Annotated in this window: 13 protein-coding genes; 7 read left to right on the forward strand and 6 right to left on the reverse strand. The window is 65.3% G+C overall.

The annotated features are described in order from the left end of the window. Positions 1-16: 16 nt before the first annotated feature. The 7 genes from RS899_RS20475 to RS899_RS20505 all read left to right on the forward strand — a co-directional run bounded on the left by RS899_RS20475 (position 17) and on the right by RS899_RS20505 (position 9,125). Positions 17-955, forward strand: coding sequence for a GGDEF domain-containing protein (locus RS899_RS20475; protein WP_054909125.1), 939 nt, complete (start codon positions 17-19; stop codon positions 953-955). A gap of 74 nt (positions 956-1,029) precedes the next feature. After that, positions 1,030-2,187, forward strand: a complete 1,158-nt coding sequence (locus tag RS899_RS20480) for a dipeptidase (RefSeq protein WP_054909126.1) — start codon at positions 1,030-1,032, stop codon at positions 2,185-2,187. 96 nt (positions 2,188-2,283) lie between these two features. Then, complete coding sequence (gene rhlB / locus RS899_RS20485) at positions 2,284-3,843, forward strand: ATP-dependent RNA helicase RhlB (RefSeq protein ID WP_054909127.1); 1,560 nt, start codon at positions 2,284-2,286, stop codon at positions 3,841-3,843. A gap of 333 nt (positions 3,844-4,176) precedes the next feature. After that, a complete protein-coding gene (locus tag RS899_RS20490) occupies positions 4,177-6,135 on the forward strand; it encodes a methyl-accepting chemotaxis protein (RefSeq protein WP_315807939.1) in 1,959 nt (652 codons plus the stop codon). Positions 6,136-6,331: 196 nt separating this feature from the next. Further along, positions 6,332-7,279, forward strand: a complete 948-nt coding sequence (locus RS899_RS20495) for an ornithine cyclodeaminase family protein (protein WP_315807940.1) — start codon at positions 6,332-6,334, stop codon at positions 7,277-7,279. Between the two features lie 13 nt (positions 7,280-7,292). Beyond that, complete coding sequence (locus tag RS899_RS20500) at positions 7,293-8,423, forward strand: FAD-binding oxidoreductase (protein ID WP_315807941.1); 1,131 nt, start codon at positions 7,293-7,295, stop codon at positions 8,421-8,423. 78 nt (positions 8,424-8,501) lie between these two features. Continuing rightward, positions 8,502-9,125, forward strand: a complete 624-nt coding sequence (locus tag RS899_RS20505; protein ID WP_315807942.1) for a transcriptional regulator — start codon at positions 8,502-8,504, stop codon at positions 9,123-9,125. 667 nt (positions 9,126-9,792) lie between these two features. Here RS899_RS20505 and RS899_RS20510 read toward each other — a convergent pair. From RS899_RS20510 to narH, 6 genes are all read right to left on the reverse strand, one after another. After that, positions 9,793-10,587 carry an ABC transporter substrate-binding protein gene (locus RS899_RS20510; protein WP_315810461.1) on the reverse strand — a complete coding sequence of 265 codons (795 nt, stop codon included), beginning with the start codon at positions 10,585-10,587 and terminating at the stop codon, positions 9,793-9,795. Between the two features lie 679 nt (positions 10,588-11,266). After that, positions 11,267-12,253: a GTP 3',8-cyclase MoaA gene (gene moaA, locus RS899_RS20515; protein WP_315807943.1), complete on the reverse strand. Its 987-nt coding sequence runs from the start codon at positions 12,251-12,253 to the stop codon at positions 11,267-11,269. 117 nt (positions 12,254-12,370) lie between these two features. Next, positions 12,371-13,189, reverse strand: a complete 819-nt coding sequence (locus RS899_RS20520; RefSeq protein ID WP_315807944.1) for a peptidylprolyl isomerase — start codon at positions 13,187-13,189, stop codon at positions 12,371-12,373. A 102-nt stretch (positions 13,190-13,291) separates the two neighbouring features. Continuing rightward, on the reverse strand, positions 13,292-13,978 hold the full coding sequence (gene narI, locus RS899_RS20525) for a respiratory nitrate reductase subunit gamma (RefSeq protein ID WP_170860125.1): 687 nt from the start codon (positions 13,976-13,978) through the stop codon (positions 13,292-13,294). Positions 13,979-13,980: 2 nt separating this feature from the next. Next, positions 13,981-14,721 carry a nitrate reductase molybdenum cofactor assembly chaperone gene (gene narJ, locus RS899_RS20530; protein ID WP_054909151.1) on the reverse strand — a complete coding sequence of 247 codons (741 nt, stop codon included), beginning with the start codon at positions 14,719-14,721 and terminating at the stop codon, positions 13,981-13,983. A gap of 17 nt (positions 14,722-14,738) precedes the next feature. Next, positions 14,739-16,286 (reverse strand): nitrate reductase subunit beta, encoded by a 1,548-nt coding sequence (narH, locus tag RS899_RS20535; protein ID WP_315807945.1) that lies wholly within the window; start codon positions 16,284-16,286, stop codon positions 14,739-14,741. Position 16,287: the final 1 nt, after the last annotated feature.

Genomic DNA, 16,287 nt, shown 5'->3' on the forward strand with positions numbered 1-16,287 from the left:
CGACTTCCGCTGCGTCATGAAAGCCGCGCAGTGGAAAGAGGACATTCGCCAACTCCAGCACCTGCGCCTGTTCCAGAACGTGGCCGCGGCCAATCTGGAGCAGTTGCTCAAGGATTTCCGCGCCTGTGAACTGGAGCGCGGGGAAATCCTGCTGTCGCCATTCAACCGCAACCACTTCCTTTATATGGTCCTCACCGGGCACCTGACGGTGTACCTGGGTTCGCTCGACAACCAGCCGGTCAGCACCCTGCATCCGGGCGACTGCGCTGGCGAGATCAGCTTCATCGACAGCGACCATCCCTCCGCCTACGTCGTCGCCAGCGAACCGACCACCGTGCTGCGCCTGCACCGCGAGGCGTTGATCGGCCTGTTCGAGCACTCCCCGCAGGTGATGCAGAACCTGCTCTCGGTACTTTGCGAACGGGTCCGCGAGGGCAACCGGATCATTCTCGACACCGAGCAGAACGCCAACATCGATACCCTCACCGGGCTGTTCAATCGCCGCTGGCTGGAGCACATCTACGACCGCGAGAGTACGCGCTGCGCGTTCAACGAACAGCCCATGTGCATGCTCATGCTCGATGTCGACCACTTCAAGAACTACAACGACGAACACGGCCACCTGGCCGGCGACTATGCCCTCTGCCTGGTCGCCCACACCCTGCGCAGCCAGCTACGCCCCAAGGACAGCATGGCCCGCTATGGCGGCGAGGAGTTCGTCATCCTGCTGCCGGAAATCGCCATCGACGAAGCCCGGCGTATCGGCAACCGCCTGCGCCAGAGCCTGGAACAGGTTGCCTCCTTCTATTCGCCGGTGGGCGTACTGCCCGGCGTCACCGTGTCCCTGGGCCTGGCCGAGATGGACATCCAGGAAAACCTGCCGAGCCTGATCCTGCGCGCCGATGGTGCCCTCTACCAGGCCAAGCAGAAGGGCCGCAACTGCCTCTGCGGCTAACCTCCCACCGCACTGGCCCGTCTGTTAGATTCCCCCAGCGAAAACACCAATAACAACAAAGCTGGGAAGCTGACATGCGCAAACTGCTGATCGTCCTGCTCATCCTGCTGGCCGTTGGCCTGGGGATCTTCTTCAACCTGCCGGGCTATATGGACCGGAAGATGAACACCGTGGCCAGCCCGCCGCCCTACCCCGCCTCGCCTGAGGCCCAGGCGCTGCACCAGACGCTGTTCGTCGCCGACCTGCACGACGACGCCCTGCTCTGGGACCGCAACCTGCTCGACCGCCACGACCACGGCCACACCGACGTGCCGCGCCTGCTCGAAGGCCATGTCGGCCTGCAGGTGTTCTCCACCGTCACCAAGACCCCGCGCGGCCTGAACTACGAGAGCAACAGCGCCGACAGCGACAACATCACCCCGCTGGTCATCGCCCAGCGCTGGCCGGCGCGCACCTGGAACAGCCTGCTCGAACGCGCCCTGTATCAGGGCGAACTCCTCGACAAGGCCGCCGCCGACAGCCAGGGCAAGCTCACCCTGATCCGCAGCCGCGACGACCTGACCCGCTACCTCGCCGCCTGGCAGAAGGACCCGAAACGCCTCGCCGGCGTACTCGCCACCGAAGGCCTGCACCCGCTGGAAGGCAAGCTGGAGAACATCGACCGCATGTACGACGCGGGCTTCCGCATCATGGGCCTGACCCACTTCTTCGATAACGAGGTCGGCGGCTCCGCCCATGGCCTGAAGAAAGGCGGGCTGACCGAGTTCGGCCGCCAGGTCGTCCCGCGCCTGGAAGAAAAGAAAATGCTGATCGACCTGGCCCACGCCTCGCGTCCGCTGATCGACGACGTGCTGGCTATCGCCAAGCGCCCGGTGATCGTCTCCCACACCGGTGTCGCAGGCACCTGTCCCGGCCCGCGCAACCTGACCGACGCGCACCTGCGCGGCATCGCCAACACCGGCGGAGTGATCGGCATCGGCTACTGGGACGGCGCGGTCTGCGAGACATCCGTGGACGCCATCGTCAAGGCGATGCGCTACGCGGCCGATAAAGTCGGCGTCGAGCACATCGCGCTGGGCTCTGATTTTGACGGTGCGGTGAACGCGCCCTTCGACACCACCGGCCTGGCACAGCTGACCCAGGGCCTGGCGAAGGCCGGTTTCAGCAACCAGGACATTGCCGCGATCATGGGCGGCAACGTGCGCCGGCTGCTGCTGGAGAACCTTCCGTAGGCCAAGTCAAGCCCTTGGATGCCCGTGGCACTTCGCCCTGCGGGCATCTTGCATTACACTGGCGGCCGTTCATTCCTTAACCAACACGAGACAGCCGTGCTTAAAGCACTCAAGAAAATCTTCAGCAAGGGCGACGGCGAGCAACCCGTGGCCACGCCAGCGGCCCCCGCTCCCGCCGCAGAAAAGCCCGCCCAGAGCGGTGAAAGACGTCCGCGCAAACCGCGCAACCCGCGCCCGGAAGGCGAATCCGCCGAGAAACCGGCCCGCGGCCCGAAGAGCGACAAACCCCGCGCCGAGCGTTCCGACAAAGGTGAACGTGGCGAAAAACGCGACCAGGCAGCCAAGGCCGAGCCCGCAAAGACCGAAGGCGCCGACAAGCCCCGCGAGCCCAGGGCCGACAAGCCGCGCCGCGAACGCAAGCCGCGCCCGCCGGTAGTCGACAACTGGAAGCTGGAAGACTTCGTCGTCGAGCCGGCCGAAGGCAAGACCCGTTTCCACGACTTCAACCTCGACCCGCGTCTGATGCACGCCATCCATGACCTGGGCTTCCCCTACTGCACACCGATCCAGGCGCAGGTACTGGGCTTCACCCTGCGCGGCCAGGACGCCATCGGCCGCGCCCAGACCGGCACCGGCAAGACCGCCGCGTTCCTCATCTCGATCATCACCCAGTTGCTGCAGACCCCGCCGCCGAAAGAGCGCTACATGGGCGAGCCGCGTGCGCTGATCATCGCGCCGACCCGCGAGCTGGTGGTGCAGATCGCCAACGATGCCATCGGCCTGGCCAAGTACACCGGCCTGAACGTGATGAGCTTCGTTGGCGGCATGGACTTCGACAAGCAACTCAAGACCCTGGAATCGCGCTTCTGCGACATCCTGGTCGCCACTCCGGGCCGTCTGCTGGACTTCAACCAGCGCGGCGAGGTGCACCTGGACATGGTCGAGGTGATGGTGCTGGACGAAGCCGACCGCATGCTCGACATGGGCTTCATCCCGCAGGTCCGCCAGATCATCCGCCAGACCCCGTACAAGGGCGAGCGCCAGACCCTGCTGTTCTCCGCCACCTTCACCGACGACGTGATGAACCTGGCCAAGCAGTGGACCGTCGACCCGGCCATCGTCGAGATCGAGCCGGAGAACGTCGCCAGCGATACCGTCGAGCAGCACGTCTATGCCGTTGCCGGCAGCGACAAGTACAAGCTGCTGTACAACCTCATCGCGCAGAACGACTGGACCCGCGTGATGGTCTTCGCCAACCGCAAGGATGAGGTGCGCCGCATCGAGGAGCGCCTGACCAAGGACGGCATCAGCGCCGCCCAGATGTCCGGCGACGTGCCGCAGCACAAGCGCATCAAGGTCCTGGAAGGCTTCCGCGAGGGCAAGATCCGCGTCCTGGTCGCCACCGACGTCGCCGGCCGCGGCATCCACGTCGACGGCATCAGCCACGTGATCAACTTCACCCTGCCCGAAGATCCGGACGACTACGTGCACCGCATCGGCCGTACCGGCCGCGCCGGCAGCACCGGTACCTCGATCAGCTTCGCCGGCGAGGACGATGCCTTCGCCCTGCCGCCGATCGAGGAACTGCTGGGCCGCAAGATCAACTGCGAGATGCCGCCCACCGAGCTGCTCAAGCCGGTTCCGCGCAAGCACTGATCCGCCGCTGCACCCGCTTTCTGCTCCAAAACAAGGCGAAGCCACCCGGCTTCGCCTTTTTTGTTTCCACCGGCGTTACGTCCGGTGACGCCTGCCCCTCTCCTCCGCTGAAATAAGCGCCGGTCCCCGCGCCAGAGCCTCGCGTTTTTCCCGCCGGACCCGCTGGGACGACCGTACGGGATTCCCCGCAAACAATGGCACCGCGCCATCCCTGTCACGAAATCAGCCCCGCCCCGGCCATTTCTGCTCAGTTTTATTTACAGACGTAAAAAAATTCGCACGCTTCTTGCAAAGCACGCGAGAACAATTCCAAGAACTCGTCGGAATCCTCCCATGCCCTTGCGCGCCAAACTTGCTCTGAGTTTCCTCTCGGTCGGCCTGATCCCCGTACTGGTGATGGCCATCGTGGTCTATCTCCAGGCCAGCCGAGCCCTCGAAGAACAAAGCCTCAACGCCCTGGAGGCGGTCGCCAGTATCAAGCAGCGGCAGCTGATGGACGCCTGGAAGGCCCGCAACGACCAGCTCAGCAGCCTCGCCACCAACCTGGGCAGCAACTACGCGGGGCTGGACAGCGAATCCCTGGTCACCACCGCCAACTACGACCGCCCGGTGTTCGAGAACTTCATCAAGACCTTCGGCTACCGTGAACTGCGCCTGGTGGCCGGCGACGGCAAGGTGGTGTTCAGCCTCGGTCGTGGCGTCGACTACCAGCAGAACATCGGTGATCCGCAATGGCGCGACACCCCGTTCGGCAAGTTCATCCGCACCGCGCTGGACAGCGGCAAGGCCAGCATCAGTGACCTGGAGCAGGCGCCCAACGACCAGCAGCCGGTGCAATGGCTGGCCGCGCCGATCAAGGACAACGGCAAGCTGCAACTGCTGCTGGTGCTGGAGCTGCCGCTGGCGGCGATCAACGAGGTGATGCAGAACCGCCAGGGCCTGGGCGAAGCCGGGGAAACCTATCTGGTGGGCGGCGACGGCAGCCTGCGCTCGGACTCCGCGCGCTTCGCCGATCACCACGTGCGCCGCGACCAGGAGACACCCACCAGCCTGCCCGGCGAGGCTATCGCCAAAGCCCTGGCCGGCGAACAGGGTCGGCTCGCCGAGGTTGGCCTGAGCAACGAACCGGCACTGAAGTCCTTCGTCCCGCTGAACCTCGACGGTGTGCACTGGGCACTGGTGGCGGAGATGGATCAGGCCCAGGCCTTCGCCCCGGTGCGCAAGCTGATGTGGCAGATCCTCGTGCTCGGCGTCCTGACCCTGCTCGGCGTCGCCGCCGGCACCTGGCTGGTCAGCCGCAGCGTGATGCGCCCGCTAGGCGGCGAGCCGGCCAACATGGCCGCGCTGGCCCAGCGACTGGCCAACGGCGAGTTGCGCCTGAGCGACGATGCCAGCGCCAGCAGTGGCCTGATGCAGGCACTGCGTGAAATGACCACGGCCTGGCGCCAGGTGGTCGAGCGCCTGCGCCAGGCCAGCGAAGCCGTGGGCGATGCCAGCGGCGACATCCTCGACGCCGCCGGGCGCACCAGCAACCACCTCGACCAGCAGCAGGAAGCGCTGGAAATGGTGGTCAGTGCCGTCGACCAGATGGCCGCCACCGTGCAGGAAATCGCCGGCAGCGCCAGCCGCAGTGCCGACGGCAGCGCCGCCGCGCGCCAGGCCTTCGTCGCCATGCAGGGCACCCTGCAGCACATGATCGGCCGCCAGGACCAGTTGCTCGTCGGCCTGCGCCAGGCCGACGGCGTGGTGCAGACCCTGGCCGGCGAGAGCCAGCAGATCGGCTCGGTGCTCGATGTGATCCGCTCCATCGCCGAACAGACCAACCTGCTCGCCCTCAACGCCGCCATCGAAGCCGCCCGTGCCGGCGAGGCGGGTCGTGGTTTCGCCGTGGTCGCCGACGAAGTGCGCAGCCTCGCCCAGCGCACCCGCAGCGCCACCGACGAGATCGTCGCCATCGTCGGCAGCCTGGGCGATTCTTCCGTCCAGGCGCAGTCGAGCATGAGCGGCGCCAGCGAACAGGCCCACACCCTGGAGCACGACACCCAGGCGGTGATCGAAGCCCTCGGCGCGCTGGACGAGTCCCTGCAGGGCGTGCACGCCATGGCCTTCCAGATCGCCGCCGCCGCCGAACAGCAGGCCGCCACGACCCAGGAAGTGAACCAGCACATGCACCGCCTGAGCGACATGACCGTGGAGAACCGCAAGACTGCCGCGCACACCCGCGACTGCGGCGAGCACCTGCGCCGTGTGGCGGGTAGCCAGGAAGAGCTGGTGGCGCAGTTCAAGCTGTAAACCAGAGCGTCTTCCCTTGTAGGAGCGAGCTCGCTCGCGAACCGCGCGGCACCGGAACCTCCGGCGAAATGCGTTCGCGAGCAAGGACTGGGCGTCCCCCTCGCTCCTACAGTAAACCCAACCCGACCACCCGCGCTTGTCGATGAAGACAATAGAGTCCAGAATGGAAAAATAAATCCATATCTGGAGCCTCGCCATGTCCGCCGCCACGCCTTTCACCCTCAACCAGGCTGACGCCGAACGCCTGCTGGAACAGGTCGACGTGCTCCAGGCAATGCGCGACATGTTCGTCGAACTGGCCGCTGGCAGCGCCGTGCAACCCGCGCAGCAACTGGTGGAATTCCCCAACGGCGGCGGCGACTTCATCAACTACCTCGGCGTGCTGGCCTCGCAGAAGGTCTACGGCGTGAAGACCTCGCCATACATCGTGCGCCAGCCCAAGTCGCTGGTGACCGCGTGGAGCCTGCTGATGTCCATGGAGAGCGGCCAGCCGCTGCTGCTGTGCGACGCCGGCAGCCTGACCACCGCGCGCACCGCCGCCACCACCGCCCTGGCGGTGCTGGAACTGGCTCGCGCGGACGCCAAGCGCCTGGCCATCATCGGCAGCGGCCCGGTCGCTCGTGCGCACCTGCGCTACGTCGCCGGCCTGCGCGACTGGCAGAGCATCCGCGTCTACTCGCCGAACCTGAACGCCGGCGTGCTGGCCCAGTTCGGCGCCATCGATTCCCGCGCGGAACCCGCCACCAGTGTCGAAGCCGCCGTTGCCGACGCCGATGTGGTGCTGCTGTGCACCTCTTCCGGCACCCCGGTGCTCGATCCGGCGATCCTCAGCAAACCCGCGCTGATCACCTCCATCAGCACCAACGTCGCCCGCGCCCACGAAGTCCCGCCGCAGTCGCTGTCGCAGATGGACGTGTACTGCGACTACCGCGCCACCACGCCGGCCTCCGCCGGCGAAATGCGCCTGGCCCGCGACGAGCACGGCTGGGATGGCAACATCCGCGGCGACCTGCCGGAGCTGGTCAGCGCTCGCGCGGCCAAGCCGGACTACCAGCGCCACGCCTTCTTCCGCTCCATCGGCCTGGGCCTGGAAGACGTCGCCCTGGCCAATGTGCTCTACCATCTGCAACTGAAGAACGCCTGAGCCGGAGACGAACATGATCGAAGTCGACTTCCTCATCATCGGCGGCGGCATCGCCGGCGCCTCTACCGGCTACTTCCTCTCCCGCCACGGCAAAGTCGCCGTGCTGGAGCGCGAATCCCACGCCGGCTACCACTCCACCGGCCGCTCGGCAGCGCTCTATACCGTCGCCTACGGCACGCCGCAGGTACGTGCGCTGACCGCCGCCAGCCGTGCCTTCTTCGACAATCCGCCGGAAGGCTTCGTCGAACACCCGATCCTCACCCCGCGCGGCGAGATGACCGTGGACTTCGAAGGCAACCCGGAAGAGCTCCAGCGTCAGTACCAGAGTGCCCTCGCCAGCGTGCCGGAAATGCGCCTGCTGGATGCCGACGAAGCCTGCGCCGTCGTCCCGGTGCTGCGCCGCGAGAAAGTCCACGGCGCGATGCTCGACCCCAGCGCCGCCGACATCGACACCGATGGCCTGCTGCAGGGCTATCTGCGCGGCATCCGTCGCAACGGCGGCAGCGTGCAACTGGACAGCGAAGCCCTGGAAATCAAGCGCATCGACAGCGCCTGGGAAGTACGCTGCGCGCAGCAAACCTACCGTGCGCCGGTGCTGGTCAACGCCGCTGGCAGTTGGTCGGACAAGATCGCCGAACTGGCCGGTGCCGCGCCGCTGGGCCTGACACCCAAGCGCCGCGCCGCCTTCCTGTTCAGCCCACCGGAAGGCGTGGACAGCCATGCCTGGCCGGTATTGGTCAGCCTGGACGAGTCCTTCTACTTCAAGCCCGACGCCGGCATGCTGCTCGGCTCGCCGGCCAACGCCGACCCGGTGGAGCCCCACGACGTGCAGCCCGAAGAACTGGACATCGCCCTGGGCATCTACCAGATCGAAGAACACACCACCCTCAGCATCCGCCGCCCGAGTCACACCTGGGCGGGGCTGCGTTCGTTCTTCGCCGACGGCGACCTGGTTTCCGGCTACGACCCGGCCACGCCCGGCTTGTACTGGGTCGCCGGCCAGGGCGGCTATGGCATCCAGACTTCGGCCGCGATGGGCGAAGCCAGCGCCGCGCTGATCCGCCATGAAGCCCTGCCCGAGCACCTGACCCGTCACGGCCTGAGCGCCGAGATGCTCTCCCCGGCGCGCCTGCTGGCCAAGTGAGCCACCAGTCGTGACAGCCCGCGGGCGCTTGCGGCACACTCGCCAGCGCCCGCTTCATCGCCTTCGAGAGCCTTGCCCATGACCGCCGCTGATCCGCTGGACAACTACAAGGCCATCGCCGACGCCATCGCTGCGCTGTTCTTCCCCCACGCCGAGGTGGTCCTCCACGACCTGCGCAACCAGCGCGTGGCGTACCTGGCGAACAACATCTCTAAGCGCGAGATCGGCGACGACTCGGCCCTGGAAGACATGCTCGAAGGCGGCCACGACGAACGCAACATCGGCCCCTACGAGAAGCTCAACTGGGACGGCCAGAAGATCCGCTCCATCAGCACCGTGCTGCGCGACGCCAAGGGCGAGCCGCTGGCGGTGCTGTGCATCAACCTCAACATCACGCTGTTCGAGACCGCCAAGGCGGCGCTGGACCTGTTCCTCTCCTCCAGCAAGGTCATCCCGCAGCCGGACGCCCTGTTCCGCGACGACTGGCAGGAGCGCATCAACACCTTCCTGCATGGCTGGCTGCAGCAGCGTCAGCTGAGCCTCTCCACCCTCAGCCGCGACCACAAGCGCGAGCTGGTCCTGGCCCTGCACGCCGAAGGCGCATTCAAGGGCAAAAGCGCGGCGAACTATGTGGCCAACGTACTGAACATGGGCCGGGCGACGGTGTACAAGCACCTGAAGGAGTTGAAGGAGGAGGTGTGAGCCGACTCCTTCCCGCGTTTTTCGCTCCGGTTCGCGAGCAAGCTCGCTCCTACAGGTTGCCGGAACGCGCCGTGCACTTTTCGTAGGAGCGAGCTTGCTCGCGAACCTCACGGCATAGCGCGACACCAATCGCGGTCGGAGTCCGCCCCCACGAGAGCCTGCTTCCAATCCAACTTTGGCTTTGGCTTTGGCTTTTAAAAATCTTCCAGAGAAACGTCCGCACACGCCGAATGCCCCGTTCAGGAGGCCTCGTTGAAGCGGAGTTTCAGGGGTGAGCGACATGGATGTCGCGAGAGCCACGATGGGCCAGGGATGGCCCGTCGTGGCGTGCCCGTGAAACTTCGATTCAACGAGGGTATTTTTCGCCCCAAGCGAAAAACCGGATGTCCGGGGCAAGCCCTTTGGTTACTTTCTGGCGTTTGAGAAAGTGACTCGCCCGAGGGGGCGAAACAAGAAGTAACCGAACACGCCAAAGCGGCGCAAAAATGCCCAAGCCAACCAGCGCATAGCCAGCATGGGTATCGCAAGCTCGCAGAACGCCGCCCGCCCCATCCTGCGCAAGCATTCATCGGTAGGGACGGCAGAGTGCAGTTCGCGAGCAAGCTCGCTCCTACGAAAAGCAAAAAGGCCGCCCGAAGGCGGCCTTTGCTGCAACGCGGCGGGAAGATCAATCCCCGTAGATATCGCTCTTGAAGTACTTGCCTTCGATTTCCTTGTACTTGCCGTTGGCGCGCAGTGCGTCGATGGCGGCGTTCAGTTGGCCGACCAGTTCGGTATTGCCCTTGCGCACCGCGATGCCGGCGCCTTCGCCGAAGTATTTCGGGTCCTTGAACTCCGGACCGATGAAGGCGAAGCCCTTGCCGCGCGGGGTTTCCAGGAAGCCGATTTCCAGCGGGATGGAGTCCGCGAAGGTGCCGTCCAGGCGACCCGCCAGCAGGTCCAGGTAAATCTCGTCCTGGCTGGTGTAGCGCACCACGTTGGCGCCGGCCTTGCCCAGCACTTCGGTGGCGAAGCGGTCGGCGGTGGAGCCGCGCTGCACGCCGATGTTCTTGCCCTTGAGCTGGCTGAACTGCTCGTCCAGCTGCGAGCCTTCCTTCATCACCAGGCGGCCCGGAGTGAAGTAGTACTTGTGGGTGAAGTCCACCGAGTGCTTGCGCTCTTCGGTGATGGTGATGGACGACAGCGCGGCGTCGATCTTGCGCACCTTCAGCGAGGGGATCAGGCCGTCATATTCCTGCTCGACCCATTGGCACTTGCGCTTCATCTCTGCGCACAGCGCGTTGCCGATGTCGTAGTCGAAGCCGGCGATGCCGCCTTCCGGGGTCTTGTAGGCGAAGGGCGGGTACGCCGCCTCGATGCCGATGCGCAGCGGCTTGTCGTCGGCGTGGGAGAAGGAGGCGAAAGCGGCCAGCATCAGGCCGCCCAGCAGGGCTTTGCGATTCATCGATGAACTCCGTGGCATGTTCGGTGACAGGGCCGGGCGGCCGGCCGCTGCGTCTTGGCAGAGAAGTATCGGCATCTTGTGATTCGTCCAGGGGCGCGACGTGGCACGTCGCAGCGGCATTGCCTTGCCCTGACCCAGGCGACCAGCTTGTTATCGTTCGTCCACGCGCGCTGGCGCGTAAACTTAAAATCCAATCTGGACTAAAAAGTACACAACGTCAATCGCCCTGCGACCGCACGGCACACTCCCTTTTGCGACCGCAGCCCTACTCCTTCGGAGGAATGTCACGCGCTGGGCTACAGCCTTAGTCTGGGAAGCGTTCCAAGGCGATCCGAGGAGGATTCGAAACGATTCTTTCGCATGATTTACCGTAGCTTCCACGGTTATACCTTTGGCAGATGCCCGAAGCCCCCGCGATACGCTCATGTCGCCGGGGCTTTTTTGTGCTCGTTTCCAGGGAAGAACGCAGGGGCTTGTAGGAGCGAGCTTGCTCGCGAACCGCCTGACTCCGAAGTCGGGGGTTGTTCGCGAGCAAGCTCGCTCCTACGAAAAGCGGGCGTCCGCGCGTTTAATGAAGCGCAGGGATTCGGTAAGCGCGCACCGAAACGGCGGATAACGCTGCGCGTTATTCGCCCTACGGGTGCATACAGGAACGCAAGGCACGCGGCGGACATCCTGCCCGCCAAGGGAGGAAGGTTCAGCCGCCGCTGAGGTTCATGAAGCGCAGTACCTGCACGTCGCCAACGCTGAACTCGTGGCGTGCCGGCTTGCGCTGCAGGGCACCGCGCAAGGCTTCGAGGATGGGCTCGTCGTGCAGTGGATGGCGGCGCAGCAGGCCGCGCAGGTCCAGGGAGTTTTCATGACCCAGGCACAGGAGCAGGCGACCTTCGGCGGTCAGTCGCAGGCGATTGCAGGTCGAGCAGAAGTTATGCGAATGCGGCGAGATGAAGCCGATACGCGTGCCCGGATGCTGGGCCAGGCGCACATAGCGCGCGGGGCCACCGCTGTGTTCGGCGCTGTCCAGCAGCTCGTGGTGTTCGGCGATCAGCGCGCGGACTTCATCGCTGGAGCAGAAGCTTTCCTCACGCTCGCGGCCCACCTGTCCCAGCGGCATTTCCTCGATGAAGCTGATGTCCAGCCCATGGGCGATGGCGTAGTCCACCAGCGCCGGTACCTCGTCGGCGTTGCGGCCTTTCATCACCACGCAGTTGAGCTTGATGCGCTCGAAGCCGACCTGTTGGGCGGCGTCGATACCGCGCAGTACCTGCTCCAGCCGCCCGGTGCGGGTGATGGCGGCGAAGCGCTGCGGATCGAGGGTGTCGAGGCTGATGTTGAGGCGGGAAAGACCGGCCGCCTTCAGATCGCCGGCCAAGCGGGTGAGCTGCGAGCCGTTGCTGGTCAAGCACAGTTCGCGCAGGCCGGGCAGCACAGCAAGACGTTCGCAGAGGTGGACGATGCCGGGGCGCACCAGCGGTTCGCCGCCGGTAAGGCGCAGCTTCTTCACGCCGCGCTCGACGAAGAGCCGAGCTACCCGTTCGATCTCTTCCAGGGTCAGTACTTGCTGGCGCGGCAGGAAGCGCATGTTTTCCGACATGCAGTAGACGCAGCGGAAGTCGCAGCGGTCGGTTACGGACAGGCGCAGGTAGTCGATCTTGCGGCCCTGGCCGTCGATCCATTCGGACATCGTGTTTCACTCCGGCCAGCCTCGTCCGCGTTCGCGGGGAAGCCGATATTCATGGCCGTTTCCGAAGCCCCCCTCCCCTCCGGGGGAGGAATTGGGGGAGAGGGGTCCGGAACCGGTTCACTGCACCAGCGGACTCTCGGCACCGTCGAAGACGAAACCATCGATCCGCGCCTCGCCGGCCAGCACGCTGATGTACTGGCTGACGGCGCGCTGCAGCACCTGGGCACGCAGGTAGCCAGCGATGCGCGGGCGGGCCTCGGCGAAGTCCAGCGGCTCGCCGCCTTCACGCTCGATCAACTCGACCACGTGCAGGCCATAGCGGCTTTCCAGCGGATGGCCGAGCAGGCCGGGTTGCTGTTGCAGCAGGCGTTTCTCGAACTCGGGAACGGTCTGTCCCGGTTCGATCCAGCCCAGTTCACCGCCCTCGTCTTTCGACGGGCAGTCGGAGAAGCGCATGGCTTTTTCGGCGAAGCGTTCGGGATGCTCGCGCAGTTCGGCGAGCAGTTCCTCGGCCTGTTCGCGGGCCTTGGCGCGGCCTTCCAGGTCATCCGGCGCGCAACCGAGCAACACATGGCGCAGACGCATGCGCCAGGGCGAGGTCAGGCGAGTCGGGTTGGCTTCGTACCATTGCCGGCAGCTGGCTTCGTCGGCCTCGGGTACGCCGACTTCACGATCGATCAGGGCGCGGATGTTCGCCTCTTCGGCGGCCTCGCCCTCCTCGACCTGCCCCGTCACACCAAGCTCTGCGGCGCGTTGCACCAGCAGTTGGCGCACCACCAGGGCACGGCAGGCGGAGTACAGCGCCTCGGCGTGGCTGGCGGCAGGATGGTATTGCAGCTCGCGGGCCAGTTCGTCCTCGGCGATGGTGACGCCGTTGACGGAGATGGCAGGCAGGTCGACGTGTTCGACCTTGGCTTCGTAGTGGGAGCAACTCATTTCGATTACCTCCGGATGGCGGATAACGCTGGTGGCGTTATCCGCCCTACGGTTCGAGGTTCGGGTAGGGCGAATAACGCGCCAGCGTTATCCGCCGCTTCATCACACGGCGCGACGCTTGGTACGGACCACCTGGTAGCGGCGGCCGAAGTACCACACCGGGGCGCTGACGATGTGCACCAGGCGGGTGAAGGGGAACAGTACGAACAGGGTCAGGCCGAGGGTCACGTGCAGCTTGTAGACCAGCGAGACCGGAGCGATGGCTTCGGCCGCGGCCAGCGGCTGGAAGGTGACGATGGACTGCGCCCAGTTGGCGAGCATGACCATCACCGAACCATCCAGGTGATGGGTGGAGGCGACGATGGTCGACAGGCCGAGGATCAGCTGGACATAGAGCACCAGCAGGATCATCAGGTCCGACGCATTACCCGTGGCGCGCACGCGCTCGTTGGTCAGGCGGCGCAGGATGAGGCCGGTCAGGCCGATGAAGCAGAGGATGCCGAAGAAGCCGCCGGAGACCATCGCCAGCAGTTGCTTCTGCTCGGTGCTGATCAGGTGCTCGTAGACCGAGTGCGGGGTCAGCAGGCCGACGAAATGGCCGGCGAGGATGAACAGCACACCGACGTGGAACAGGTTGCTGTAGACCCGCATGCCCTTCTTGCTCAGCATCTGGCTGGAGCCGGCTTTCCAGGTGTATTGCGAGAGGTCGAAGCGCGCCCAGCTGCCGATCAGGCAGATGGCGAGCGCGACGTAGGGGTAGATCCCGAACGCTAGAAGATCGAGGGACATGTTCAGACTCCTTCTCTGGCCGCCCGGTACTGCATCTGCGGCACCGGCTGGGCGACCCACTGCATGGGTTGTTCGGCGGACGTGGAGACGCGGCGAGCGCTGGTGGACGGGCAACCAACGGCGGGCTCGGTGAAGCTCACCGGGGTTTCCTCCCAGGCCTTGTCGATGGCCTCCAGGCTGTCGTCGCGCACTTCCTGCTCGCGGTCGCGCTTGAGCGCACCGAGGTCGGGCTGCTCGCCGGACAGTTCCAGCAGGCTGCGGAAGACCGCCGCATAGCTGCTGCCGCGCTCTTCCAGGCGCAGGGCGATCAGCGCGAGGATGTGCGCGACCTCGGCCAGGCCGGCACGGGCCGACTCGGCGTCCTGCAGGGCGAGAAACTCCAGGTACAGCGGCAGGTAATCCGGCAGCTCGTTGACGTCGATGGCCAGGCCCGCCTGGGTGTAGCGGTCCATCAGGTCGACCATCGCCTGGCCGCGGTCACGGCTTTCGCCATGCACGTGTTCAAAGAGCAGCAGCGAGACCGAGCGACCGCGCTCGAACAGGCCGTCGTAGCTCGCCTGCACATCGAGGATGTCGCCCTTGCAGAGCTCGTTGAGCAGCGCAGCGAGGCCGTCGCGCTGCTGTTCGGGCAGGTTGCAGGTGCGGATCAGGGCATGCAGGGCCAGGCTTTCCTCACGCAGTTCAACGCGCGGGTAGTCCAGCATCAGGGCGCTGAGCTTGAGCAGTTGGCTGTGACTTTCCATTGAGATGGCCATGGTCGTCACTCCTGTATCTGCACGGTCTGGATGACGTTGCGCTTGTCCACGGCCTTGCCGCCGAACAGGTTCACGCCAGAATTGCTGCCAGAGCTGCTGGAGCAACCGTTGCCGAAGCTGAAGCCGCAACCCGAACGCTCGGCGAAGGCATCCGACAGCGCTTCCTCACGGTGGGCAGTCGGGATGACGAAACGGTCTTCGTAGTTGGCGATCGCCAGGTAGCGGTACATCTCTTCCACCTGGTTGACCGACAGGCCGACCTTCTCCAGTACCGCCAGGTCCTGCTTGCCTTCGACGTGCTCGGCACGCTTGTAGGCGCGCATGGCCAGCAGGCGCTTGAGGGCCAGCAGCACCGGCGCGGTATCGCCGGCGGTCAGCAGGTTGGCCAGGTACTGCACGGGGATACGCAGGGACTCGACGTCCGGGATCACCCCGTCGCTGCCGATGTGGCCTTCGGAAGCGGCGTTCTGGATCGGCGACAGCGGCGGCACGTACCACACCATCGGCAGCGTGCGGTATTCCGGGTGCAGCGGCAGGGCCAGCTTCCAGTCCATCGCCAGCTTGTACACCGGCGACTTCTGCGCGGACTCGATGACGCTGTCCGGCACACCGTCCTTGCGGGCCTGCTCGATCACTTTCGGGTCGAACGGATCGAGGAAGATTTCCAGCTGCTTCTGGTACAGCTCGCGCTCGTTCTCGCAGGTGGCCACTTCGTGGATGCGGTCGGCGTCATACAGCAGCACGCCGAGGTAGCGGATGCGGCCCACGCAGGTTTCCGAGCAGACAGTCGGCTGGCCGGCCTCGATGCGCGGGTAGCAGAAGATGCACTTCTCGGATTTGCCGCTCTTCCAGTTGAAGTAGATCTTCTTGTACGGGCAGCCGCTGATGCACATGCGCCAGCCGCGGCACTTGTCCTGGTCGATCAGGACGATGCCGTCCTCCTCGCGCTTGTAGATCGCACCGCTCGGGCACGATGCCACGCACGCCGGGTTCAGGCAGTGCTCGCACAGGCGCGGCAGGTACATCATGAAGGTGTTTTCGTACTCGCCGTAGATGTCTGCCTGGATCTGGTCGAAGTTCTTGTCCTTGCGGCGCTTGGCGAATTCGGTACCGAGGATTTCTTCCCAGTTCGGGCCCCACTCGATCTTCTCCATACGCTTGCCGGAGACCAGCGAGCGCGGGCGGGCCACCGGCTGGTGCTGGGCCTTGGGCGCGGTGTGCAGGTGCTGGTAGTCGAAGTCGAAGGGCTCGTAGTAATCATCGATTTCCGGCAGGTCCGGGTTGGCGAAGATGTTCGCCAGCACGCGGAACTTGCCGCCGATGCGCGGGACGATGGAGCCGTCGGCGTTACGCTTCCAGCCGCCCTTCCACTTCTCCTGGTTCTCCCACTCTTTCGGGTAACCGATGCCGGGCTTGGTTTCGACGTTGTTGAACCAGGCGTACTCGACGCCTTCGCGGCTGGTCCAGACGTTCTTGCAGGTGATGGAGCAGGTGTGGCAACCGATGCATTTGTCGAGGTTCAGCACCATGCCGACTTGCGAACGAATTTTCATG

It is taken from the genome of Pseudomonas sp. C9-3, assembly GCF_032392015.1.
Classification (GTDB): Bacteria; Pseudomonadota; Gammaproteobacteria; order Pseudomonadales; family Pseudomonadaceae; genus Pseudomonas; species Pseudomonas nitroreducens.

Coding starts and splice junctions, on each gene's coding strand:
- RS899_RS20510 (WP_315810461.1), bottom strand. CDS start 10,587: ATGCCACGGAGTTCATCGATGAATCGCAAAGCCCTGCTGGGCGGCCTG.
- narJ (WP_054909151.1), bottom strand. CDS start 14,721: ATGGAAAGTCACAGCCAACTGCTCAAGCTCAGCGCCCTGATGCTGGAC.
- RS899_RS20520 (WP_315807944.1), bottom strand. CDS start 13,189: ATGAGTTGCTCCCACTACGAAGCCAAGGTCGAACACGTCGACCTGCCT.
- narH (WP_315807945.1), bottom strand. CDS start 16,286: ATGAAAATTCGTTCGCAAGTCGGCATGGTGCTGAACCTCGACAAATGC.
- RS899_RS20500 (WP_315807941.1), top strand. CDS start 7,293: ATGATCGAAGTCGACTTCCTCATCATCGGCGGCGGCATCGCCGGCGCC.
- RS899_RS20475 (WP_054909125.1), top strand. CDS start 17: ATGAAAGCCGCGCAGTGGAAAGAGGACATTCGCCAACTCCAGCACCTG.
- RS899_RS20480 (WP_054909126.1), top strand. CDS start 1,030: ATGCGCAAACTGCTGATCGTCCTGCTCATCCTGCTGGCCGTTGGCCTG.
- RS899_RS20505 (WP_315807942.1), top strand. CDS start 8,502: ATGACCGCCGCTGATCCGCTGGACAACTACAAGGCCATCGCCGACGCC.
- RS899_RS20495 (WP_315807940.1), top strand. CDS start 6,332: ATGTCCGCCGCCACGCCTTTCACCCTCAACCAGGCTGACGCCGAACGC.
- narI (WP_170860125.1), bottom strand. CDS start 13,978: ATGTCCCTCGATCTTCTAGCGTTCGGGATCTACCCCTACGTCGCGCTC.
- RS899_RS20490 (WP_315807939.1), top strand. CDS start 4,177: ATGCCCTTGCGCGCCAAACTTGCTCTGAGTTTCCTCTCGGTCGGCCTG.
- moaA (WP_315807943.1), bottom strand. CDS start 12,253: ATGTCCGAATGGATCGACGGCCAGGGCCGCAAGATCGACTACCTGCGC.